Genomic DNA, 23,170 nt, shown 5'->3' with positions numbered 1-23,170 from the left:
TCATCGTGAATACAAACCTTAATTGTAGTGACTCGGCTTTCAAAACATCTTATGTGTTTCCGAATCCACAAGCTGATTTTGCCATAAATGATAGTTCCCAATGCTTTGTTCCCAATAACTTTATTTTCACGAATACATCAACTGTTAAGTGGGGCACACTAACTACTAATTATTGGGATTTTGGAGATAATACAAATAACACCAACAGCAATTCATCACATGCTTATGCAACATCTGACACCACATTCCAAGTGATGCTGGTAGTTGGTTCTGCTATGTCCTGCCCAGACACCACATATAAAACGGTTTATATCCGACCAATGCCGAGTGCTGATTTTATTATTTGGGATAGTTCTCAATGCTTTGAAAACAATGCTTTTGGTTTCCAGAATATGTCATCTATTACTTCAGGAAGCCTCTCTTATTTGTGGAATTTTGATGATGGTGGATTTGCTACAACAACCGATCCTGTCCATTCATTTAATTATGCTGACACCTTCAGGGTTAAGTTGATTGTATCCTCAAATTACAATTGTATTGACTCTATTTCTAAAAACACCTACATTCATGTTCACCCTGAACCTGTTGCTGCCTTTAAAATTAATGATAGTGCTCAATGTTTGAAATGGAATGACTTTTTATTCACCAACAATTCCACCATTAGTGCAGGTACATTTACGCAAACATGGTATTTAGGAGACAATAGTGTTTCTTCAGATTTTTCACTGAATCACTCCTATTTGGATCATGATACATTTAGTATCAAACTAATGCTTATTTCAGACTATTTATGTAAGGATTCCATTTTGCATACAGCCATTGTTTATCCTATGCCTATCATGGGTTTTTCTGTAGATGATAGTTCTCAATGCTTTCAAAACAATTTATTTCAGTTTACTGATACAACATCCATTGCTTCTGGATCTTTTAGCACTTTATGGAACTTTGGAAATGGTGATACATCAACAAATTCAAATCCTGCTAAAGTTTTTGGTTACACAGATACTTTCGATATTACTTTAATAAATAGTTCTCTTTTAGGATGTACTGATACCATTACAAAAAATGTATTTGTGCATCCAATGCCTATTGCAAGTTTTAGTGTAAACGACACTGCTCAAAGTTTTCAAGACAATAATTTTATTTTTAGCAATAACTCCACAATTGCATCTGGAGGAATAAACTACCTATGGGATTTCGGTGACGGCACGAGCTCAAATGCTCAAAACCCGGTTCATATCTATACAACTGATGATACGTTTAACGTAAAACTTTCTATCATTTCAAACAATGGATGTGCAGATTCATTTGACATGACCGTTTATGTATTCCCAACACCGTCTGTTGATTTTAGTATAAACGATAGTGCACAATGCTTTAATGAAAACAATTTCACATTTACAAATAGTACAACTATAAATTGGGGTAACATCTCCTATATTTGGTATTATGGAGATGGTGACACCAGTTCTTCAATCAATTCGAGCCACACCTACACCAGCGATGACACATTCTATGTAAAACTTCTTGCTATTTCAGAAACTGGAGCAAAGGATTCCCTGATTAAAACAATTATTATTTATCCTTCCCCTCAACCTGATTATAGCATAAACGACAGTCAGCAATGTTTGAATGAAAACCAGTTTGCATTTAGCAACTTATCCAACATTAATTCTGGTAATCAAACATTTACATGGGACTTTGGAAATGCAACATCCTCCAGCTTAGAAAATCCTTTCAAAACGTATCTTGCCGAAGATACTTTAACAGTTACCCTTATTGCGGTTTCCAATTTGAGTTGCACTGATACAGTCCAAAAAACAGTGTATGTGTTTCCTTCGCCAATTGCAGATTATGGCATAAATGACAGCCAGCAATGCTTAAACGAGAATGTTTTTAATTTCACAAATACAACAACTATAAGCAGTGGAAACCTGAGTTATGAGTGGTATTTTGGTGATGGTGATTCTACATCATCAATTCATGCTGCACATATTTACAGCATTGATGATACATTCCAAGTGAATCTTATTGCTATATCGGATCTTGCTTGTTCTGATACAGCTCAAAAAACAAGCTATATTTTCCCTTCTCCAAATACTTCATTCACTATTGATGACAGCATCCAGTGTTTTAATGGAAATCAATTTGTTTTCTCAAATAACACAAGCATCAATTCAGGATCTCTAAGCTATCAATGGAAATTCGGAGATGGGAATGCTACCAATGCCAACGATCCTGTTTACAACTATAGTACTGATGACACTTTTAGTGTTTGGCTGATAAGTACATCTGACCTGAATTGCTCTGATTCTACTTACCTGACCACTTATGTGTTTCCTAGCCCTATTCCTGATTATTCAATCAATGACTCGCAACAATGTTTCAATGAAAACCAGTTTATTTTCACGAATGGATCATCTATAAATACGGGTTCTCAGACTTATTATTGGGATTTTGGAGATGGCAGTTCTTCGTCATTGGCAAGCCCTTTACATTCATACACAACAGATGATACGTTTACTGTGAAACTGGTCAATACTTCTGATTTAGGTTGTAGTGATTCATTGGTAAAAACAGCATATGTGTTCCCAAATCCAATTGCTGATTTCAGTATTAATGATTCACAGCAATGTTTCAACGCAAATAATTTTACTTTTAGCAACCTGACAAATATCAACTCCGGTTCTATGAATTATGTCTGGACATTTGGAGATGGCAGCTCTTCATCTGCCAATAGTCCTTCACATGCATATACTATGGATGACACCTTTACAGTCAGGCTTTTGGTGAACTCCAACCTACAATGTACTGATTCTGCATTCAAAACATCCTATGTGTTCCCTAGCCCTGTTCCTGATTATACGATCAATGACTCGCAACAATGTTTCAATGGAAATCACTTTGTTTTTTCAAATAATTCTACAATCAATACAGGTACGCAATCTTATGTTTGGAATTTTGGTGATGGGGATTCCTCAAGTTCTATAAATCCAATGCATGACTATTCTTCTGATGATACTTTTGCTGTTAAACTAATTAATACATCCGATTTGGGTTGTCGCGATTCGATAGTTAAAACTGTTTACATATTTCCAAATCCAATTGCTGATTTCAGTATCAATGATTCTCAACAATGTTTTAGCGGTAATGATTTCACCTTCACCAACCTGTCTTCAATAAATAGTGGTAATCAAAACTTTAATTGGAGTTTTGGAGATGGAGGAAGTTCAACAAATGTGAATTCAACTCATCAATACGCATATGATGATAGCTTTGGAGTAACTCTTATTGCCATGTCAGGCTTAAACTGTAAAGACTCTATCTCAAAAATGGCCTATGTTTTCCCAACTCCTGTTTTGTTATTCAACATTAACGATAGTATGCAATGTTTAAATGGAAATCAATTTATATTTGGCAATAACTCCATTATTACAACTGGCAGTATGTCGTATATATGGAGTTTTGGTGATAACGACACATCCTTTATACCTAGTCCTACTCACAGCTATTTGCAGGATGACACTTTCCATGTCGAGTTAATAGCAATTTCAGATTTGAATTGCAGTGATTCGCTCCAACAAACATTATATGTTCACCCAATGCCAAATGCATTATTCAACATAAACGATAGTGGACAGTGTTTCAATTCTAATTTATTTAATTTTACAAATCAGAGTACGCTTAAATGGGGTAGCCAAAATTATTATTGGCAATTCGGTGATGGTAGTAATTCAATAGCAAGTAATACTCAACATACATATGCGACAGATGACACCTTTTCAGTAATTCTTATCAGTACTTCAGGAATGGGATGTATGGATAGCAACATCCAAGATATTATTGTATTCCCTTCACCAGCTTCAACATTTACAATAAATAGCCAGTCTCAGTGTTTAACGGATAATAATTTTTCATTCACAAACACAAGCCTGATCAATTCAGGATTTCTCAGTCATCTGTGGTATTTCGGTGATGGAGACTCCCTGATATCAATCAATGCCAATCATGTGTATACTGGCTCAGATTCTTTTATCGTTAATTTGATTTCAAATTCTTCATTAGGATGTTCCGATACGGCAACTTCCTTGGTATTTGTCAGACCAATGCCAATTTCAGATTTTTCCATTATTGATAGTCAGCAATGTAGAAATGGTAATCTTTTCCAATTCAATAATAATTCGACTATCACATATGGCGCACTTACATATTCGTGGGATTTCGATGATGGGAATAATTCGACTTTAACTAATCCAGCGCATTCCTATTTAAATGACAATACATATGTAGTGAGTCTTATTGCTCAATCAGACTATAATTGTAATGATACAATCAGTAGAAATGCCTATGTATTTCCTTCACCAAAAGTAGATTTCAGTATTAATGACAGCACCCAATGTTTAAGATGGAATAGTTTCAATTTCACGAATAACACAAGCATTAATACAGGAATTGTAAGCTACACCTGGGATTTTGGAGATGGAAATAATTCTACTCAAATAAATCCAGACCATAAATATATAAACTTTAGTAATTATACTGTCAAACTCATTGGCTTGTCAGATCTAAATTGTGCTGATTCTACTTCCAAGCAAACAATTGTATTTCCTATGCCTGTGGCCGGATTTTTCATTAACGATAGTTTTCAATGTTTGACTGGAAATCAATACATTTTTACAAATACGACTACAATTCCTATTGGATCAACTAACTATTACTGGAATTTTGGTGATACGAATATTTCAGTCGTAGAAAATCCAACTCATGTTTATGATACAAATGCCTCCTATACAGTAGAATTGGTTGCAGAAAGTAATATGGGCTGTTTTGACACTATTTCCACAATTGTTGAAGTGTATCCAATGCCAATTCCTGATTTCTCTTTCAGTCTTCCTTGTCTTGATGATACTATTTATTTCACAGACCTAAGCTCGATTGAAGCACCTTCTGCATTAACAGCATGGACATGGGACTTTGGAAACAGTACGACATCAATCATGCAAAACCCAAAGAGTCAATATGCGGCAGCAGGAATCTATCAAGTTAAGCTAACAGTCACTTCGGACCAATTCTGTCAAAAGAGTTTAACCAAACCTATCGAATTCTTTGAGAAAGTTGAACCAACTATTGTTGATTTCGCAACAGTTGAGGAGGATGAAAGCATTTATATTAAATGGTCGCCTATATTTATTGGCAGACCTAAAACATTTGAATTAGAGAGAGCTATTGCTTCTGGCTCATATAGCAATTTGCAGAGTTTTAGTCCGACTATCAATGATTATTTTGACTTTAATGTTTCTGTAAATCAATTCTCATATAGCTATCGCTTGCGAGTGCTTGATGAATGTAATTATATCAGTCCATATAGTAATATCGGGAAAACGATTTTATTGAAAGTTGGTGAGGAGGAGGAATACCCACAATTAAGCTGGACTGCTTACGAAAAATGGAGTAGTGGTGTTGACCATTATCAAATTGAATTATATGATGAAGATCTGGAAATTTTCAAACTGGTGGATATTGCCAACGATACTTTTTACAAGGATGCATTTACCAATGAAAACTACAGCCAATATTGTTATCGAATAACAGCGTTCAGATCTGGAGATAATGAAATAAGTCTGTCAAATACTGTTTGTGTGCCAACTCCATTTAACATATGGGTTCCCAATTCATTCACGCCAAATGGAGATGAAAAAAATCCAACATTTACTGTAAAAGGTAGCTTCATCAGAGAATATGAAATTCGCATTTTCAATCGTTGGGGAGAGCAAATATTTGCATCTAGCAACATCAAAGAAGATTGGGATGGGATATTCAAAGGAGAATCAGTGCCAGCGGGACAATATTTCTACACAATCTCAGCAAAAGGAACAAAAGGACAAGCCAAACGTCTGGCAGGAACCATTTTGTTAATCAGATAATATTAAACTCTTGATTATTTGCTTTCGCTATTTTCAAATAACATGTTTACATTGATATAATCAATCTGATTAGCTAATTTTGAAGTCCTGACATTAACCATTAATTGATTGCTTTGAGAGATAATATTTCACAAATCAGAAAAGACTTTCCCATTCTTCAACAGCAGATCAATGGGAATCCTTTGGTGTACTTAGATAATGCTGCAACAACACAGAAGCCATTGAGTGTGATTAATGCAATTACCAATTATTACACATCTCAAAATGCCAATGTACATCGTGGAAACCATTTTTTAAGCCAGCTTGCAACAGAACGATATGAAGAGGTTAGGGAAAAAGTCAGAGCATTTGTAAATGCTAAATCGACAAACGAGATAATTTATACAAGGGGCACTACTGAAGCAATAAACCTGATTTCCGATATCATAGGTAAAAGCATTATTCAAAAAGGGGATGAAATTCTTATTACAGCCATGGAGCATCATTCCAATATTGTTCCCTGGCAAATGCTTTGTGAAGAAAAAGGTGCCATACTAAAAGTAGTTCCAATAACAGAAAAAGGGGAACTTGACCTTAGCAATATTGACCAGCTATTAAGTGCAAAGACCAAAGTATTTTCTTTTACACATGTTTCAAATGCGATGGGAACTATCAACCCTATCAAAGAGCTTGCTGCAAAAGCTAAATCAAAAAATATATTAACAATTATTGATGGCGCACAAGGAGCATCTCACCTTAAAGTAGATGTCCAAGATATTGATTGTGATTTCTATTGTTTTTCAGGTCATAAAATTTATGGTCCTACAGGTATTGGAGCAATTTATGGTCGGGAAGAATTGCTAAATAAACTTCCACCCTATCATGGTGGGGGTGAAATGATTGATAGTGTTTCTTTTGAGAAAACAACCTACAATGTACTTCCTTATAAGTTTGAAGCAGGCACACCCAATATTGCTGATACAATTGCTTTTGGAGTTGCTCTGGATTATGTTTTGGAAATAGGATTGGATGCTATTGCTGATTACGAGCATGAATTATTAGCTTATGCTACTAAAAAAATTATTGAAATTGAGGGAATCAGAATAATTGGAACGGCAGATCAAAAAACATCTGTACTTTCTTTTTTGGTTGATGGTACACATCCCGGTGATTTAGGCATTCTATTAGACAAAATGGGGGTTGCTGTTCGTGTAGGACATCACTGCGCCCAACCTTTAATGGATGGCTATAAAATACCCGGAACGGTAAGGGCTTCTTTTGCTTTTTACAATACCTTTGAGGAAGTGGACATCTTAATTGCTTCATTAAAGAAAGCTCTGATGATGTTAAAGTAAGAATTTATTATTTCAACATGGATAAAAACTCTTTTCTTTCCCACTAAAATGCAATCCCTTAAATTTGCAGTCGAAAAATAAATTTATTACGAATTAAGAAATGCATATATGAGCATTGAAGATATTAAAAATGAGGTGATTGAAGAGTTTGCAATGTTTGATGATTGGATGGATAGATACGATCATTTGATTGAGCAGGGAAAGAGTTTAATTCCAATGGACATCAAGCATAAAAATGATAGCAATCTGATTAAAGGATGTCAAAGTCAGGTTTGGCTACATGCTTATCTCGACAACAATGGAAATTTGATATTTGAAGCAGATAGCGATGCTATTATCACTAAAGGACTGATAGCCTTATTAATTCGCGTATTTTCAGGGAACAAACCTTCTGAAGTGGAAGAAGCAAGCGTTAATTTTCTAGACCAAATTGGCTTAAAAGAGCAATTGTCACCAACCCGTTCTAATGGTTTATTCTCAATGATTAAGCAAATGAAAATTTATGCCATTGCATTTCAGGCAAAAAAGTAAAACATGTCAAAAGAAAACATAAAAGAATTGGAAGAAAAGATTATAGCCGCACTTAAAGAGGTTTATGATCCAGAAATTCCAGTTAATATATACGAAATAGGACTCATCTATGAATTCAACATCAAAGAAAACAAGGATGTTCGGGTGTTAATGACACTTACTTCGCCTACCTGCCCGGTTGCTGATTCAATGGTTGAGGATGTTAAGGAAAAAGTAGGAAGTATTGATGAAATAAACGATGTAGAAGTCGAATTAACATTCGACCCAACCTGGGATATGAGCATGATGAGTTTAGAAGCAAAAATTGAATTGGGTTTTGACTAAAACTGAAACTCCGATTTCTTTTTCTTGACTTTATTTTTACTTTTAGCCGGCTTGCCTTTAATATAATACCAACCAAAATTGAAATTGATGTTTGCTTTGGTTGGCTGAATAAAGCTGCTAACATCATTGGTCATGATATAAAAATTTGATCCCATAATTCGCAGCGACATACCTGCCCCAAATCGGCTTTGGCCATAAGTGTTAAAGGTGTAATTCCCTGCCAGATTAATAAATTTCCACAACTTACGATTATATAATAATGAAAAAGAAGACATATTATAATCTGAATGTAGATGATTATAAAACACGAATCCAAATCGATTCTTCTCATTTAAATCATAACTCAATGTCAAGTATATTTTAGGCGTTAAATTGGAATTAAAGGATTCTGTGGTTCGTACTGGTTTGAAAAAGCTGAATACCGAATCTTTCAATTCACTAAAATAACTACTGTCAAATCCAATATTTAAGGTGCTGTCAATTTTAATTCCTTCAAATGAAAACTTCCCATTTTCAACAGCATATGTTTTTACATCGTTTTTCCATTTTATATAGCCTAAATCATTAAGGCTGAGTGCGATGTTGAAATTATCCGTTAAGTCATAATCTGCACCTATATCGAAGCCTAATCCAAAATTAGAAAGCCCAAAACTTCTTGCAGGATTTGACAGAAATTCCTCCAATGGATCTGCATTTGAATTTTCTGAAAACATGGATGTATCTACTGGCCCTGATATATTTACTTTGATATCGTAATCAGCATGCAACCAATAGGTTTGTGTATCTGTCGTTAAACCAATTTGCGTTTGAGTAGAAAAATGAACAAGACCTTGAAGTAGACTCAAACGAACTCCTGCATTTAAGCGCTCTGTAATATCTCTGGAATAACCAATAGCAAACTCATTATAAGCTGTTGCATCCATTCCTAATCCATCGAAACTAATTCGTTTACCAATAAAAGCTCCATTTCCTTGCCAGGCAAGAGCAAATAAATCTCTGGGCAAGCGCAATTCAGAGCTTACATGTGTAGTAAATGCCAAAGAAAAATAATTCCTTTTGATTTTGAAAGATCCCGATAAAATTTCATAATCAATGCCTGTGCGAATAAAACCAACATTAGGCATTTTATTTAAAAATTGATTGACATGCAATCCCAGCGTTTCATTTTCAATAGAGTACAAATTCCTTACTCTAATATTAGTCTCGAAACTATAATTAAACTGCGGAAATGGCATAATGCCAACAGTATACCTGAACTCAGGGAAATATGAGGCATTTGTTATTCCAGCAGAAGGCAAGTTATGCATTGAATGCCTGGTAATATCCTGACTATAGCCGGATAAACTTATCAGACTTATCAGCGCTACGATTAATATTTTTTTATAAATCATTCAAGTTAACTTTAAGTTTTGTTCGTAAACCCAATTTTAAATCAATTCTGCTATCGGCAAAAATCTTAATATCTTCCTGTCCCTTATTTTTTGTTGAAAGGCAGACAACAGCTCTGACTTTCCTCATTTTCGCGATATTTTCCATACGATCTTCGTTAAAAACAATTTTTGTTACCGATTTCGCTGGTGTTATTGTCCTGTGATCGACTCCAATATGGGCTGCTGCAATGAAGTAATCTGATTTATCCATCAGGGAATCAATAATTGTTTCACTACTATCAATAATATATAATTGAACAGCTATTTCGACCGGGAAATCATTAGCAATAACAATAGAAAACTCAGCCTCTTCAATTATTTTAAGATCAAAATCTATGGGATCGACCTTGGTAGGAAAATCGAAAGCCCATTCTTCGGATCTTCCATAAGCAGGAAGTTCCATATCAACATTCACTTTCACATAGCTGGTATCCAAGGCAAAATTACTATAGCTTTTTCCATCTGGATTGGTTCGTACTGTCAGGTCATAGTTGATATATTTGGGCATATTATTAACTACCTGAGGCAAATTTGAATTGCTCTTATTGGCTTCTACTAATGTATATTTTGTTACACCTACCTCAGAGGGTAATGGATATATAATATCAATGGGTGAATTAACTAATGAACCCGATAATTCAAGTTCGCCATGTTTTTTAGAAAACGAACTAAAATATGGTGGATCGACACGAATAGGCAGTCCGGTGGAATTATACACATTCACTTTAATTTTGGGATCGACAAATGAAACCCGATCAGCTTCCGTTCCATCAAATAAGGTCAAAGACATGGTGTCAGCAGAGTAAGGCACAATTTCAGCACCTAAATACCCTTCGATGTAAGCAAATTTAACATCTTTAAAATCCGCTGTAATATTGATTTCATCCGATGCATGCACAAAACGTGAGTTTGGATTTAATGTAATAATATATTCTACTGGAACAGTATTGAAAAGGGTTCCTCCTTTTGATAAATCAAACTCCACTTTAGATAAATCAATTGAATCAGTTAAAGTAATGCTGGGCCAGTTCCAATTCAATGGAATTGTTTTCGAATAGGGTAAACCATTTTGCTTTGCATAAGGTATAGATAACTCCAATTGACCAGATCGAGGGAAAGTAGAATGAACATTTAAAATCAGAAATCCAGATTTTACCTCCAGAAAAACGATTTCTTCTCCGTCATTAAATAGTACACTATGCTCCTGATTTTCATCAAAAAGAATGTTAGTAGTTACTCTTACACTATCGTCACCACCCGTATTATATACTAAGGGGCCTAAAGAGAAGTGTTGGTCTGGGATTACAATATAATCTTTAGCATAACCATACCAATCCCTGCTTTTATACAAGATGGTTATCAAATAGTCATCTTCTATACGTATCAATTCACTTACATCATATTTGTCAGCAAAATCCAGGGCTGAAAGATTTGCATGAAGCAAAGGAACTGCAAAATCTGGATTATAGTCATCCTCAATATGCACATTCTTAATGTTGGTGAGGTCTAATATATCCTTGACACAAGATCCCAAAATCAATGAAAATAGGATTAGAAGAGTGCCAATCGCAACTACATGCTTTTTATTAAAATAGTTCATAAGTTAACTTATTATCTGAATTATTGTTCTGCAGGAAATGAAAAATTTAAGCCAAAGGCCTTGAAACACCCAATTTCACTTCTGTTTTCGTATACTAATTTACTAAATTTCTGTTATCTAATTTGAATTTGAAGATTCATGGATCAGGAGCCCATATTATAATTGCTTTGTGTTAATTTTGACACGCTTAAAGGCTATCGTTTTGCCAGATTTTACTAATAAAACATTTACAATGAGAATTAATATCGCTTTCCTGATTTTTTCACTAGCACTCCTTCAATCCCTAACCCATGCTCAAACGATTACTATTGGTGAAGCAAGAGCAAAATCGGATGGACAAATTGTTAATGTAAATGGAATTATTACTTCAGAAGAATTTGGTGATTTGCAGTATATCCAAGATGAAACAGCTGGAATTGCTGTCTATTCTTCTTCTACATCTGGACTAAAAAAAGGAGATAGTGTAAACATTATTGGTGTCATCAAAGATTATAATGGCGAATTGGAAATCAGTCCGGTAAATTCATTTCAGCTTATTAGTTCCGGAAATGCTTTACCCGAACCAAAGGTTTTAGATTTTGCGACAGGTTATGCAGATAAATATGAAGGACAATTGGTGCGATTTAATGCTGTTCGTTTTTCTGCAAGCGGATCGTTTGATGGTGGAAGCAGCGGGAATAATTATGAAATAAGTCAATCTGCTGTCATAAAAGAAATTCGTGTTTTACCACAAACCAATTTAGTTGGAAAACCAATACCCACTGATGAAATTGATATTATTGGTTTGATGGGGCATTACAAAAACACTTGGGGTACTGATAAATACCAGCTGAAACCACGAGGAACTGCTGATTTAATACTGGGAAGTGGACCAACAATCATATCAAAAATCAAACAATCCGATATCCAAACTACTTCGTTTAAAGTAAGTTTTACAACAAAAAATGAAGGAAATACAATCCTAAAATATGGGCTTACTAAAAATTTAGAATTAGGGGTTCTGACGGATCCAAATATGACTAAAAATCATGTAATGATGTTGTCATCTCTTGAACCGACAAGTTTTTATTATGTTGTTGCTCAAACAGTTGATGCTAATAGTGATACAAGCGAAAGTGGAATGCACTATTTTTCTACAGCATCTTTATCCAGTGGTACTATTAAAGTTTTTTTCAACAGAACAGTTGATAAAACTTATTCATATAGCTATGATGCACTTTATTTAAATAGATCGATTGACGATAGCTTGGTTGCCTATATTTCAAGAGCCACTGCTACTATTGATTTGGCCGTTTATAATTTAAATAATTATGGAATGTCGGCTAATATTAGCACAGCTTTAAATAATGCACATAACCGAGGTGTGCTTGTTCGGGTAATTGGTGATGGAAGTACAGCCAATATTGGCTTAGGCGATTTAAGCGGACCTAGTGTTTTAAAAAGTCCCCAAGGAGCAGCATTTACCATTATGCATAATAAATTCATGATTATTGATGCAAAAGTAAGTGATCCGAATATGGCCATCGTTTGGACAGGTTCAACCAATCTTACAGAAGGACAGGTTCATGCTGATCCGAACAATGTAATTATCGTTCAAGATCAAGCCTTAGCAAAAGCCTATACACTGGAATTTGAAGAAATGTGGGGAAGTACCACAAAGTACCCTGATGGTGTTAAAAGCAAATTTGGCAAATTCAAAACTGACAATACACCTCATAAATTCATGATTGGAGGAAATCTTGTTGAATTATATTTCAGTCCTTCCGATCAGGTTCAAAGTGAAATTATCAATACCATTGAGTCAAGCGATTATAGTATTTATTTTGGTGTGTACACTTTTACAAGAACCGCTATCAGTGATGCATTGACAGCTGAATTCAATGGGGGCAGCTATGTGGCCGGAATTTTTGGCGAAACCAGTGGAAGCAATGCAACTCCTTTTAATAATCTGGTATCGAGTATTGGAGCTTCCTATATTAAGGACTATTCCAATGGAAATATCTTTCATCACAAGTATTGTATTGTAGATCCCAATACGCCTTTTGATGATCCGATTGTTCTGACAGGATCGCATAATTGGAGTAATGCTGCCAATGTTAATAACGATGAAAACACCTTGATTGTTCACAGCTATGAAGTTGCTAACCAATATTTCCAGGAATGGGCACAACGTTTCAAAGATGAAGGAGGAAGCGTTTTTGTTGGATTAGAAGAAGATAACATTGAGCAAAGCCCAAGTATCCTTATTATGGGCAATGAATTACTAATTAACATGGATTCAGATCACAATGAGCAATTGTTAATCAGCATTTACGATTTAAATGGGCGAACAATTTATCAGAATAGAATCCAAACACAAGTCGGAAAAAATACATTCCGATTGCCTGTAAATGATTTGAATAAAAACATTTATTTGCTGCATCTGCAAGGGGAAAAAACCAATTATAGCACAAAGTTGTTTAAACTCTAATGCACGATTATTTAATCTGAATTGTTAGACCGAAGCAAATATGAAACTTTTGTTTTTTCTAGTTTTGGCTTTGACAAAGAATTGAATTGGTTAATGATTGAACAGAAATAATTATAAATTAAATTTTCATGGATAATATTTATTTAAAAGTACTATTTGATTGGTTACATATTATGGCAACAATTGCCTGGTTTGGCGGCATGTTTACCAATATGATTCTGGTTCGTCCTACTATACTAAAAGTACTGGATCCACCCACAGCCGGAAAGTTCATGAATGAATTAATGAAGAAAACACGCATTGTTGTTTACGTATCGATTGCTGTGTTGTTCATTTCAGGAATACCCATGAAGATTATCAATGAAAATTATGTGAGCATCATCAATTTTAGCAATAATTGGCAAATAGTCACTTTTGTCAAGCATGTTTTTGTTGGGATATTAACCCTGCTGGCCATCTTTAATTTTGAGATTCTAATGCCAAAGGCACAAAAATCTGCAGCTAATGGACCTTCGGATGAACTTAATAAATTGAAGAAGTCTCAGGAAATTATTGGTAAATTATCATTCTTGTCAGCCATGATAATCATCATTCTATCTGCGATTATGCTTTATATTTAGGACATTTTACTGTATTATTATTTTTTCACAATAATTCAGCTTATTGCCTTCAAATCTAATGTAATAGATTCCTTTTGAAACATGTCTGAGATCAATTTCTGTTAAGTTAGTATATGCATCAAGTGATGATTGAACGATGAGCTTTCCATTCACATCATTAATCTCAAATTTGATTTTGTCAGTTGAATTATTCTTAATTTGAAATTTGCCTTGACTTGGATTTGGATATACAATTATTTGACTGTTATCACCCTTGTCTTCGTGAACATCAAGATATATTTCAGATAGAAGGCGCCTCCAGATACCATCCCCTCCTGAACCTGCAAAAATGTATTTTGAGTTTGCATTAAATGTAAACCAATAATGATTCCCAAAACCAGCACTTTTATCTAACCAAGAACTACCTTGATCTTTAGATAAGTAAATTTTCCCTTCTCCATTTCCGATAAAAAGATTTGAACCACTGGCAACCATGGCAGTTACATTCATATTGCTTAAACCATTATTGATTTCTGTCCAATTTGCTCCATTATCATTTGAAGAAAACATACCAACTATAGTTCCAGCATATAGGGTTGATCCAATTATTGCCATCTTAGATACGCGCTTATATGTTAAACCACTGCTCACATCTGCCCATTGGAAGCTTATGGTATCCAACATAGCTACACCTTTAGTTGTTCCGGCAAAAACATTTCCACCATCTGTTACCAGACAATTGACAGAGGTGCTTGGCAAACCTGTATTGATTCCATACCAATTGAGACCATTATCACTTGATCTATACACCCCGTTTCCTGAGGAGGAAACAAATATTGTATTCCCTTTAATAAGCATTGAAGTAATGTTTTTATTGGCCATGGTACTACCCAACAAAGTCCAACTATCTCCATTATTGCTACTCACATGTATTCCTCCATGAGATGCAGCATATATTTTTGTTCCACTTACAGCAAATGCAGAAACATACTTATTACTTATTCCATTGTTGACTTCAGTCCACGTATTGCCATCATCAGTCGATCGATAAATCCCATCGGATTTCGTTCCGGCAAAAAGATATGTTCCATTTGATATCAGAGAATAAATAGAAGGATAAAACAGTCCATTATTTACTTCAGACCAGGAAGAACCTGCGTTACTTGAAATATACATCCCATAACCATTCGTTCCGGCTAAAATATACGAACCAAATAATGCGATTGAATTGATAGTTGTGTCTTTCAAACCTGAACCGATTGATGTCCAATTAGTCCCCTTATCTGCAGAATAATATATTCCTCCAAACTTGGTTCCAACATATATATTCGAGCCATTTGCAGCAATGGCATTTATTGTTTTATATACTAATCCATTATTGATTTCAGTCCAACTACTTCCACTATTTAAGGATAAAAAAACACCTCCACCAGCTGTTCCAGCATATATACTGGAACCATCAATGAACAAGGTTGCAACAGACTTATTGGATAAACCATTGTTTACAGGAGTCCAATTGCTTCCATTATCTGTTGATACCGAAACACCTGTGTACGAAGAAGCAAAAACAGTAGTGCCCTCAACTGCAAGCGATGAAATTCCTAAGTTTGTTAATCCATTATTTACAGGAGCCCAATTGTTCCCATTATCAGTAGAAATAAATACACCACCATATGTTCCTGCAAATATATTAGTGCCGCTAACTACCAATGAGCTTACATTCAAATTTGTAAGGCCAGTATTTATTTGACTCCAGGAAGCTCCATTATTTGTAGAAATGTAAATTCCTTTTGTATAAGTACCCGCAAATAAATTACTACCACTAATTGCAAGAGATTTTACATACTTGTCGTCAATTCCATTATTAACAGGCGTCCAGCTGCCGCCATTATTTGATGAGTGGAAAACACCTCCTCCGTAGTTGCTGGCATAAATATTTGATCCATTTGTTACAATACAATTAATGTTCCCACCATATGGTCCTTTAGTTTGAGACCAACTAGCCATAGCAAGATTTACAAACAATGATAAAATTGTTAAAAGAATAAGTTTTTTCATATATAGTGTGTTTAAGTTTTGTAGTTTCTATGAGTCAAAATCAATATGCATTTGCTTTTCATTATCAAATAGTCTGAAGCTTTGTCGATGTAGTTTTGTTATGCCATGCTCATGGATGGCTTTTTTATGCTCCTCGGTAGGATAACCTTTGTTTTGTGCCCAATTAAATTGGGGATGTTTTTCATGTAGTTCTTGCATTAAGCGATCGCGATGGGTTTTGGCTAAAATAGAAGCAGCAGCAATAGCATTGTATTTCCCATCTCCTTTAATGATGCAAATAAAAGGGATTTCGCTTTCAGGAGTAAACAAGTTTCCATCAATCAATAGCATATCCGGCTCTGGAAATAAGTGTTTAACAGCTATATTCATTGCCCGATGAGAAGCTTTCAAAATATTTATTTCATCAATTACATCATTATCAAGAACACCAATTCCATACGAAATAGCTTCATCTTTAATAATCGATTCCATTTCAATACGCTCTTTCTCAGAAAGTTGCTTAGAGTCATTTAACAAATGATGCTGGAAGTCTTCTGGTAGAACTACCGCGGCTGCCACAACTGGTCCTGCCAGACAACCTCGCCCAGCCTCATCTACTCCAGCTTCAATACGGCCTGCTTCGTAGAATGACTTTAAATTACTCATGAATCAAATATAGTGAGATATCTATTATTTTATACGATTAGCTATGAACAAAAAAGCCTGTCAGTAAAGGAAAAACTGACAGGCTATAAAAACCCTTGCTAAAGATTAACTATTATACAAAAATGATTTGAGAACCTTCTCCTCCAGCCATTTCGTATAAATCACCAACTGTGATTATTGCTTTTACATGCTCACTCAGATCTTCTTGCTTTAATTTAAACATATCTGCAGCTAATTTACATGCATAAATTTCGCCTCCACCAGCTGTAATCATATCCAAAAATTCATCGACTCTTGGAATATCCAGTGCATCCATCTGGCTTTTCATCATGGCTGAAACACCAGCTTCAACACCTGGAATAACGCCCATAATGGTTGGAAAAGGAAGTCCACCAGGCATGCGCATGGCTGGATTACCAACAACACCTGTTTTAAGCTTCTTCATTTGTTTTTTAGTTATTGCATCTAAACCAAAAAAAGTGAAAAAGAGTTTTGCCTCAATTCCTTCCATAACAGCACCATTAGTCATTACCAATGCTGCGTAAACATCTTCAATAGTTCCTTTTGAACAAATAATAAATACTTTCTTCAAAGGATGATCTTGTTTATTTGCCATAATATTTTGTGTTTTATTTTATTAAATAATGGAATTTAGTGTTTCCAATGCCCCCAAATTATCCCCTCTCAAAAGGGGATATAGAGTTACAATATATTTATACGCAGCTTGCCGGTTTTGGTATTCCAGCTATTCTGCTTGATTTCTTTAGTGGACCACCAGGAAATAATTCGTATAATCCTTTAATATCAACGATACCGGATTTACCAACTGCACGGATTGTTAACGTTATTCCTTGAGCATTTCTGTCCCTGATAAAATTAATCACTTCAAAGTGTTTATCAGTTAATTCAATTTCTTCTTCTTTTGCAATCTCCGCAGCAATTTCTTTAGTCCATTCAGAAGGATTTACTAAATACCCTTCTTCAGTTACTTCAACTGCTACTCCTGCGATTGTTTTTGTTGCCATATTATTTGTATTTATTGTTAAACGATTTATTAATTATTGGAAACATTTGTTTCCTGAGATATATTTTTTAAGAAAGTTAACATGAAACCAATCCCGCGTTTCATTTCGGGTGTATTCATCATTCGGAGAGCTTTCCACATACTTACTTCCTCTACATTTTTGGGATCCAGATTTTTGTACACATTTAATGCATTATTCAATGTTTGCATCATGTCTGGTTGAGTCAGATTTTTAACCGTTTGAAGAATAGTAACGATATTATCAGCGAGCATTTTTACATCCTCAGTGCTAAAATTATCAATAATATTCTCAACTATTAATGAAGCTTCTTTAAAGAAAGCAAAATATCCCTTTTGCTCCAATTCGCCCATTTTGTGAATGCCATCGAGTCCTACTTGTTGTATAATTGGTCCAACATCTTTCATCAAATCGCTTGCACTTTCAAGCATTTCGAACATCTCGTTAATGGTTCCTATGTTTCTTACGAGCTTTAATCCTAGTGATTTAAGTGCCTCACCATCGAGCTCGACCCCAGCACTATCAAGCTCTTGAACGGAGGATTTCACAAAATCGTTGCCGATGATGGATATATCCTTTACCAGATCTTCAACCTCAATTCTTCTTTGTCGTTGAAGCTGATGTTCTTCCAATAACAAGTCTAACTTTCGGTTAATATCAGAGATCTGATCCTGTATATGTTTATCAGTCATTTTTTTCTCCTTTATTTTTTCTTACCGGCCATTTGCATTTCTGTGGAAATTGGCATTTCCTTGCCTTTAATTAAAATATGCCAGTATATCCAACGGAATATCATTTTACCATAATGGTTCATTCTGCTTTCTTTTAGCAAACTGAAAGGACCAACTCCCGGGAATGGGAATGAACCAGGCAGCGGTTCGGTATCGTAATTAAAATCAATTAGCGTTCCTTTGCCATAACCTGTTTCAATATAACAGTTAGCATGTCCATCAAAGCTGGCAGTGAAATCTCTTCCTTCAATTGCTGCCATCAGGTTTTCGTATAATACATCGGCTTCAAAGTGAGCTACAGAACCGGCTTTTGATGTAGGCAAATTGGTTGCATCACCAATGACAAAAATGTTTTCATGCTTTACTGACTGCAATGTTTTTTTATCAGTAGGAACAAAATTCAGATCGTCACCCATTCCGCTTCTTTCAATCATCTTGTCTCCCATATTTACAGGGATAGTAACTAAACAATCAAAAGGAACCTCAATATTATCATAGGATACAATAGCCTTCTTTTCGTTATCAACTCGTTCGAGATAAAAATCAGGAATAACATTGATATTCTTTTGTTCTAACAAACCGCCAAGCATTTTAGAAGCTCTTGGCTTTGTAAATGCACCAGGCAATGGAGTTACATAAGTAATATCCACTTTATCTCTCAAGCCTCTTTCAGCAAAAAATGCATCCGCATAAAATGCAAATTCAAGAGGAGCAACTGGACACTTATAAGGTAATTCGGCAATATTAATAACCAATTTTCCACCTTTCCAGGTTTTGAAAAAATTAGCCAATGCAGAAGATCCTTTAATTGTATAGAAATCAAAAACTTGCTTTTGCCATAAATCACCCATCATACCAGGTGTTTCTTCCGGGCAAACTTTGGTTCCTGTAGCAATAATTAGATAATCATACTTGAGTGCTACACCATCAGCAAGAATCACATGATTTTTTTCAGGTTCAATTCTTTCAATAGCTGAATAAATGATATTTGTTCCAACTGGAATAAAGTCGCTTTTCTGCTTAACGACATCCTTTTCTTTATAAATTCCAAATGGAATAAACAGAAAACCCGGTTGATAATAATGCGTTTTATATTGGTCAACAATGGTAATATCCCACTCATCTCTTGGCAGATCTTTTCTCATTTTGTTTGCCATGATGGTTCCGGCTGTACCTGCTCCTAATATTAATAAACGTTTCATTTGTATTTTTTTATCAATTAAATTATTAATGAATTCTTAACTTGCAGCTATTATTTTATTTGCTGTTACAATGTTCACATTAAATATCAACATATAAAAGTTTTTCAATATGATAATTGTCATATTGACGTTAATAATAAGATTTCTAAATAAGCCATGCCTGAAACCATTAATACAGCCACTTGCAGTACCTGTATGTTTAAGTCCTTGATTTTTCAGAAGCTCGAAAAAGAAGAACTTGATTATATGGATCAGTTTAAAGTTGAAAAAAAATACAAAAAAGGTGAAATAGTTGTAGTAGAAGGAGCTCAAATTAAAGAATTCCTATACCTGAAAAACGGCTTGGTTAAGTTATTTAAAACAGGAATTGACTTAAAAGATCATATTATCAGCATTGCCAAACCATTTGATTTTATTGGCTTTTTATCTGTTTTTTCAAAAAATCAATACCAATATTCCATCACCTGCATAGAGGACTCAGTCATATGTTTTGTGGATATGGATTCGCTAAAAAATGTGATTAAAGAGAATGGCAAATTCGCATTGGATATATTGAGTAAAATGAGTTTGACATTGGACGACATCTTGTCTACCCGTATTGATCTTTGCTCCAGAAACCTAAGAGGGCGAATATCCTTGCTTTTGTTGTTTTTTGCCAATGATGTCTACCACAACGACTCATTTAAATTACCCCTTACACGTAAAGAGATTGCTGGATTAATTGAAATGACCACCGAAAATGTGATTCGGATATTATCTGAATTCAGGAAAGATGGACTCATCCATATTGATGGCAGTACTATTCAACTCACTAACAAAAAACTATTGGAAGCCATCAGTACGGCTGGTTAATACAATGCATTTTAATTTTTGATTTTACCATGCATTTGTATCTATTTTGCTGTTTTGCATTTCAATATTTCAACCTACTTTTGTATCCCAATTTATTAAATATGATATTATGCGAATACTAAATTTATTATTGATTGTTATGACTTCAATTTTTATGTTATCCTGTGGAAGTAAGAGTACTTATGTTGAAACAGTGGATGAAAATATCGATCAAGATGGTTTTACATACCAAGTTGATCAGTTCGGTGATTTTAAAATTATGCGCTATCAGGTGCCCGGATTTGATGAACTTGATTTAAATAATAAAATTCTTGTTTATTATTTAAGTGAGGCTGCTAAGGCTGGTGACGAAATTACCTGGGATCAGAATTACAAACACAATCTTTTGATTAAACGAACTTTGGAGACTATTGTTGAGAATTATTCTGGTGATCGTGAAACAGAAGATTGGAACAATTTCATGGTCTATACCAAGCAAGTGTGGTTTGCAAAAGGCATTCACCATCATTACTCAAAAGACAAATTTCTTCCTAAGATTAGCGAAGAATATTTTGAAATGCTTATCAAAAAATCAAATAAAGGAAACTTCCCTCTGGAAAAAGGAGAGAAAGTGAAAGATCTGATTAGCAAACTAACACCTATCCTTTTCGATCCTGAAATAGATGCCAAAACTGTTTCATTGGATTCTGATAATGATCTAATCACAGCCTCCGCAAACAATTTCTATGAGGATGTCACTCAAAAGGAAGTAGAGGATTTTTATGCAAAAATGAAAAATGAAGCTGACACCACTCCTATTTCTTATGGACTAAATTCCAAAGTGGTTAAAGTGAATGGAGAAGTACATGAACAGCTTTATAAAATTGATGGAATGTATGGAGCAGCAATTGAAAAGATTGTGTACTGGTTAGAAAAGGCTCTTCCTTACACTGAAACTGAAGTTCAAAAGCAATCACTTGAAGCCTTGATTGCATATTACAAAAGCGGTGATTTGCGGACATTTGATGAGTACTGTGTTTTATGGGTTAAGGATGTAGACTCGAGAGTGGATGTTGTAAATGGCTTTACAGAAACATATGGAGATCCTATGGGCATGAAAGCCACATGGGAAGCTGTTGTTAATTTCAAGGATTTGGAAGGCACAAAGCGCACCGAAATAATCAGTAGCAATGCCCAATGGTTTGAGGACAACTCGCCAGTGAATCCAAATTATAAAAAGAAAGAAGTAAAAGGTGTGACTGCCAAAGTAATCACAACAGCACAATTGGGTGGCGATTGTTATCCAACAACTCCTATTGGAATTAATTTACCAAATGCCGATTGGATACGTGCAAATCATGGTTCAAAATCAGTGACCATGGATAACATTACCTATGCCTATGATCAGGCAGCTCTGGGAAGTGGTTATACAGAGGAATTCTCATGGGATGAGGAAGAAGTAGCTTTGGTTAAAAAATATGGTCACGCTGCTGGAAATATCCATACCGATTTACATGAATGTTTGGGACATGGATCAGGACAACTTGCAGCAGGAACCAGCCCGGAAGCATTACAAAATTATAGTTCGGCATTAGAAGAAACCCGTGCCGACCTATTTGCACTATATTATATCATGGATCCCAAAATGGTTGAATTGGGCTTACTGCCTAGTCTGGATGCAGCAAAGGCAGAATATATAGGCTATATTAAAAATGGTTTGATGACTCAACTAAGACGAGTTGAATTGGGGAAAAATATCGAACAAGCCCATATGCGTAATCGACAACTGATATCTTCATGGTGCTATGAACAAGCTAAGGCTGACAGTATAATTGAAAAGAAAAGCAGAGATGGAAAAACTTTTTTCGTCATCAATGATTTTGAAAAATTACGTTCGTTAATAGGAGAATTATTGACTGAAGTACAACGTATTAAATCAGAAGGTGACTTTGAAGCAGGTAAAGCATTGGTTGAAGGCTATGGCGTTCAGGTAGACCCTGAATTACACAAGGAAGTTCTTGATCGGGTTGAAGTCCTGAAACTTGCTTCTTTTGGTGGCTTTATGAATCCTGAATTTATTCCTGTAATGGAAGGAGAAGAAATTATTGATGTTAAAGTTGAATATCCATCTAATTATGTTAAGCAAATGATGGATTATTCAAAGAAATATGGGGTATTACCAACCTATAATTAAGTTTAAGACCTCGTAATTTTAAACCATAAGGTTTTCATTTCTCACTGCGAGGTTTTCTAAAAAGTCTTTTTGAAACTAGTAAGAAGCACAGTGAAATATTTTATTGTGCTTTTTCCTGACTTCGTCAATGCGCCACCCAATTTAAAACAAAAACAATTTAGCTAATTGTTTTTGTTTTTCAGTGAGCAGTAAAACTTTCTCTATAGTTTCTTCAGAGTTAGGAACAGTCACTTTAATCGTACATATCGTTTTTG

The 23,170-nt window shown here is 34.9% G+C and carries 16 protein-coding genes; 8 read left to right on the top strand and 8 right to left on the bottom strand.

Translation table 11 applies throughout. The features are described from left to right. The 4 genes from HOG71_03965 to HOG71_03950 all read left to right on the top strand — a co-directional run. On the top strand, nt 1–5,924 hold a 5,924-nt coding region (locus tag HOG71_03965; GenBank protein MBT5989989.1), incomplete at its 5' end, for a PKD domain-containing protein. A 107-nt stretch (nt 5,925–6,031) separates the two neighbouring features. Next, nucleotides 6,032–7,258 carry a cysteine desulfurase gene (locus HOG71_03960; protein MBT5989988.1) on the top strand — a complete coding sequence of 409 codons (1,227 nt, stop codon included), beginning with the start codon at nt 6,032–6,034 and terminating at the stop codon, nt 7,256–7,258. A 108-nt stretch (nt 7,259–7,366) separates the two neighbouring features. Continuing rightward, nucleotides 7,367–7,789, top strand: a complete 423-nt coding sequence (locus HOG71_03955; GenBank protein ID MBT5989987.1) for a SufE family protein — start codon at nt 7,367–7,369, stop codon at nt 7,787–7,789. A gap of 3 nt (nt 7,790–7,792) precedes the next feature. Further along, a complete protein-coding gene (locus HOG71_03950; protein MBT5989986.1) occupies nt 7,793–8,113 on the top strand; it encodes a DUF59 domain-containing protein in 321 nt (106 codons plus the stop codon). On the opposite strand, the gene HOG71_03945 is transcribed toward HOG71_03950, so the two are convergent. Next, nucleotides 8,110–9,504 (bottom strand): hypothetical protein, encoded by a 1,395-nt coding sequence (locus HOG71_03945; protein ID MBT5989985.1) that lies wholly within the window; start codon nt 9,502–9,504, stop codon nt 8,110–8,112. The two genes, HOG71_03950 and HOG71_03945, sit on opposite strands and share 4 nt — an antisense overlap. Further along, nucleotides 9,494–11,143, bottom strand: coding sequence for a hypothetical protein (locus HOG71_03940; protein MBT5989984.1), 1,650 nt, complete (start codon nt 11,141–11,143; stop codon nt 9,494–9,496). The genes HOG71_03945 and HOG71_03940 overlap by 11 nt, the downstream gene beginning before the upstream one ends. A gap of 232 nt (nt 11,144–11,375) precedes the next feature. Here HOG71_03940 and HOG71_03935 point away from each other — a divergent pair, with 232 nt between their 5' ends. Continuing rightward, nucleotides 11,376–13,613 (top strand): T9SS type A sorting domain-containing protein, encoded by a 2,238-nt coding sequence (locus HOG71_03935; GenBank protein ID MBT5989983.1) that lies wholly within the window; start codon nt 11,376–11,378, stop codon nt 13,611–13,613. Nucleotides 13,614–13,741: 128 nt separating this feature from the next. Then, complete coding sequence (locus HOG71_03930) at nt 13,742–14,233, top strand: DUF4149 domain-containing protein (GenBank protein ID MBT5989982.1); 492 nt, start codon at nt 13,742–13,744, stop codon at nt 14,231–14,233. A gap of 6 nt (nt 14,234–14,239) precedes the next feature. On the opposite strand, the gene HOG71_03925 is transcribed toward HOG71_03930, so the two are convergent. The 6 genes from HOG71_03925 to HOG71_03900 all read right to left on the bottom strand — a co-directional run bounded on the left by HOG71_03925 (nt 14,240) and on the right by HOG71_03900 (nt 19,891). Continuing rightward, nucleotides 14,240–16,270: a T9SS type A sorting domain-containing protein gene (locus tag HOG71_03925; protein ID MBT5989981.1), complete on the bottom strand. Its 2,031-nt coding sequence runs from the start codon at nt 16,268–16,270 to the stop codon at nt 14,240–14,242. A gap of 27 nt (nt 16,271–16,297) precedes the next feature. Then, nucleotides 16,298–16,915 carry a ribonuclease HII gene (locus HOG71_03920; protein MBT5989980.1) on the bottom strand — a complete coding sequence of 206 codons (618 nt, stop codon included), beginning with the start codon at nt 16,913–16,915 and terminating at the stop codon, nt 16,298–16,300. 112 nt (nt 16,916–17,027) lie between these two features. Next, nucleotides 17,028–17,531 (bottom strand): hypothetical protein, encoded by a 504-nt coding sequence (locus HOG71_03915; GenBank protein ID MBT5989979.1) that lies wholly within the window; start codon nt 17,529–17,531, stop codon nt 17,028–17,030. A 97-nt stretch (nt 17,532–17,628) separates the two neighbouring features. Further along, on the bottom strand, nt 17,629–17,940 hold the full coding sequence (tusE, locus tag HOG71_03910; protein MBT5989978.1) for a TusE/DsrC/DsvC family sulfur relay protein: 312 nt from the start codon (nt 17,938–17,940) through the stop codon (nt 17,629–17,631). A gap of 29 nt (nt 17,941–17,969) precedes the next feature. Next, complete coding sequence (locus tag HOG71_03905) at nt 17,970–18,650, bottom strand: DUF1641 domain-containing protein (GenBank protein MBT5989977.1); 681 nt, start codon at nt 18,648–18,650, stop codon at nt 17,970–17,972. An 11-nt stretch (nt 18,651–18,661) separates the two neighbouring features. Then, entirely contained in the window at nt 18,662–19,891 is a 1,230-nt protein-coding gene (locus tag HOG71_03900; GenBank protein MBT5989976.1) for an NAD(P)/FAD-dependent oxidoreductase, read from the bottom strand. A gap of 156 nt (nt 19,892–20,047) precedes the next feature. Here HOG71_03900 and HOG71_03895 point away from each other — a divergent pair, with 156 nt between their 5' ends. Beyond that, nucleotides 20,048–20,743 (top strand): Crp/Fnr family transcriptional regulator, encoded by a 696-nt coding sequence (locus HOG71_03895; protein ID MBT5989975.1) that lies wholly within the window; start codon nt 20,048–20,050, stop codon nt 20,741–20,743. A 154-nt stretch (nt 20,744–20,897) separates the two neighbouring features. Then, complete coding sequence (locus HOG71_03890) at nt 20,898–22,916, top strand: dihydrofolate reductase (GenBank protein MBT5989974.1); 2,019 nt, start codon at nt 20,898–20,900, stop codon at nt 22,914–22,916. The last annotated feature ends 254 nt before the right edge of the window (nt 22,917–23,170 follow it).

Source organism: Bacteroidota bacterium (genome assembly GCA_018698135.1).
In the GTDB taxonomy this organism is placed as follows: domain Bacteria; phylum Bacteroidota; class Bacteroidia; order CAILMK01; family JAAYUY01; genus JABINZ01.
The sequence above is the reverse complement of the archived record's forward strand: the minus strand, read 5'-3'. Positions and strand labels throughout refer to the sequence as shown.

Excerpts from the sequence above, each read along its gene's own strand:
- HOG71_03955 (MBT5989987.1), top strand. The coding sequence starts at position 7,367 with ATGAGCATTGAAGATATTAAAAATGAGGTGATTGAAGAGTTTGCAATG.
- HOG71_03950 (MBT5989986.1), top strand. The coding sequence starts at position 7,793 with ATGTCAAAAGAAAACATAAAAGAATTGGAAGAAAAGATTATAGCCGCA.
- HOG71_03945 (MBT5989985.1), bottom strand. The coding sequence starts at position 9,504 with ATGATTTATAAAAAAATATTAATCGTAGCGCTGATAAGTCTGATAAGT.
- HOG71_03940 (MBT5989984.1), bottom strand. The coding sequence starts at position 11,143 with ATGAACTATTTTAATAAAAAGCATGTAGTTGCGATTGGCACTCTTCTA.
- HOG71_03935 (MBT5989983.1), top strand. The coding sequence starts at position 11,376 with ATGAGAATTAATATCGCTTTCCTGATTTTTTCACTAGCACTCCTTCAA.
- HOG71_03930 (MBT5989982.1), top strand. The coding sequence starts at position 13,742 with ATGGATAATATTTATTTAAAAGTACTATTTGATTGGTTACATATTATG.
- HOG71_03925 (MBT5989981.1), bottom strand. The coding sequence starts at position 16,270 with ATGAAAAAACTTATTCTTTTAACAATTTTATCATTGTTTGTAAATCTT.
- HOG71_03920 (MBT5989980.1), bottom strand. The coding sequence starts at position 16,915 with ATGAGTAATTTAAAGTCATTCTACGAAGCAGGCCGTATTGAAGCTGGA.
- HOG71_03915 (MBT5989979.1), bottom strand. The coding sequence starts at position 17,531 with ATGGCAAATAAACAAGATCATCCTTTGAAGAAAGTATTTATTATTTGT.
- tusE (MBT5989978.1), bottom strand. The coding sequence starts at position 17,940 with ATGGCAACAAAAACAATCGCAGGAGTAGCAGTTGAAGTAACTGAAGAA.
- HOG71_03905 (MBT5989977.1), bottom strand. The coding sequence starts at position 18,650 with ATGACTGATAAACATATACAGGATCAGATCTCTGATATTAACCGAAAG.
- HOG71_03900 (MBT5989976.1), bottom strand. The coding sequence starts at position 19,891 with ATGAAACGTTTATTAATATTAGGAGCAGGTACAGCCGGAACCATCATG.
- HOG71_03895 (MBT5989975.1), top strand. The coding sequence starts at position 20,048 with ATGCCTGAAACCATTAATACAGCCACTTGCAGTACCTGTATGTTTAAG.
- HOG71_03890 (MBT5989974.1), top strand. The coding sequence starts at position 20,898 with ATGTTATCCTGTGGAAGTAAGAGTACTTATGTTGAAACAGTGGATGAA.